Here is a 1,818-nt window from a genome sequence, read left to right as displayed (position 1 = left end):
CTGACTGGAAAACCCAACGCAACGTGGTCAGGCTCGCGCCCACCGGGGCGCTTGGCCGCTGGTAGGCGTCGGGTGGCGGTTCGGGTGTGGCGGCGGCTGGCCCTTCTGTAGGCGAGGGTTGCGGGTCGGGCCTCAGGCTGCGGCGAGCATGGCGGCGGCTTCCTCGGGAGAGAGCCCGAGGCTTTTCATCTGTCGGGCCAGCGCCCGTTTGCGCTTGTCCGGGTCCTGGTGGCGGGTGTGGTAGTCCGCGCCGAGTTCGCGGAACGGCACCTGGTCGCGCACCATCCGCCAGATGATCTCCAAGATGGAGCGGCTGGTGGCGACGAGGGCCTTCAGCGCGCCGCGGCGGGCGCGTAACCGCCGGTGGCGTGCCCCGAGGAAGGTGTTCGTGCGTGCGACGGAGGCCGCGGCCGTGCCGAGTGTGCGACGCACGTACCGGTTGCCGCGTCCGGTCCGGCCCATCCGTAGCGACGCCCCGGTCTGGATCGTGCGCGCGGTCAGCTTCGCCCACGACGCCAGGTGCCCGGAGGTAGCGAACGGGGCCATGTCCGTGCCGATCTCCGCGAGGATCAGCTGCGCGGCGTCCCTGCCGATCCCGGGGACCTGGTCGAGCAGGTCGACGAGGTCCGCGGCCGTCCGCGGCTGCGGCCGGCCGCCGGCGGGCGGGATGATCTCACCGGTGACCGGTGAGACTCTCCCGACCCCGGGCACCGCGGTGACCTCAGCTGCGCCGGGAGTGTCGGTGTGGCGGGCGGGCAGGGGCATCGTGGCGGTTATCTGATCAATCCGTGCGGACAGTGCGGCGAGGTGCTCGTCGAGCGCGTCGATCTGCGCCAAGTAGATCTCGAGCGTGAACGCGTCGTGGTCGCTGAACCGGCCGGTCAGCGCCGCGGCCAGAGTTTCTGGCGAGGCCTTCAGGCCGGTACCGAGCGCCGCGAGCCGGCGCGGGTCGCGTTCCCCGGCTACCAGCGCGTCGAGGATCCGCCGGCCCGCGACCCCGAAGATGTCCGAGACCACCGACGACAGCTTGATCAGAGCGCCTTCGAGCAGCTTCTCGCTGCGCTGCTTGGCCCGCGTGCGGTCCGCGACGAGGTCGACCCGCATCCGGGTCAGATCCCGCATCCGGCGGATCTGGACCGGCGGCACGAACGACCGCCGCAGCATCCCGCGTTCGTTCAACTTCGCCAGCCACACGGCGTCGATCTTGTCCGTCTTGGGTCTTCCGGGGACGTTCTTGACGTCCCGGGCGTTGACCAGCCACACCTGAAGGCCCCGCTCCTCGAGCAGGTAGTAGAACACCCGCCAGTAGTCGGACGTGCTTTCGACGACGACCCGCTGGATGCCCTGGCAGACCAGGTGGTCGGCGAGTTCCTCCACCGCCGGGACCGTCGCGCCGACGTCGAAGACGCGGGTGACCCGCCTGCCTTCGTGCGTGTCGTGCGGGACCCGCACGCACACCTTCCCGGACGCCTTCGCGACGTCGATCGCCGCGACCCGTTCCAGGATCTGCTCGGCGTCGTCCACGACGACCTCGACCGAACCGTCCACCACATCCCCAACCGATCGATACCTACAGGTAGCGACCGCCCGGGGACCGACACGAGATCAACACTCTGACTGGCGTGCTCGAGGCACAGCGGGCGACCCGCACGGTCAAGATCCCTCGCCAAACTTTTGGACGGCCGCGAAGGCCAAAGAGCGGACGGCGTAGGACGGGCGATCAACCGCACCCTGTCACGCCACCCCACACGCGCCCGAACGGGCCACACCCGTTTCCCGCCGGGGCGGCGGGCCCGAAGGGCCAGGGGAACTTTTGGG

The 1,818-nt window shown here is 70.4% G+C and carries 1 protein-coding gene; it reads right to left on the bottom strand.

Annotated features, from left to right (window positions below; genetic code table 11):
- Positions 1–132 precede the first annotated feature (132 nt).
- On the bottom strand, positions 133–1,548 hold the full coding sequence (locus tag I6A81_RS41060; protein ID WP_203008436.1) for an IS110 family RNA-guided transposase: 1,416 nt from the start codon (positions 1,546–1,548) through the stop codon (positions 133–135).
- Positions 1,549–1,818: the final 270 nt, after the last annotated feature.

Source organism: Frankia nepalensis (assembly GCF_016786325.1).
Lineage (GTDB): Bacteria > Actinomycetota > Actinomycetes > Frankiales > Frankiaceae > Pseudofrankia > Pseudofrankia nepalensis.
This window is presented reverse-complemented; position numbering and strand designations above follow the sequence as displayed.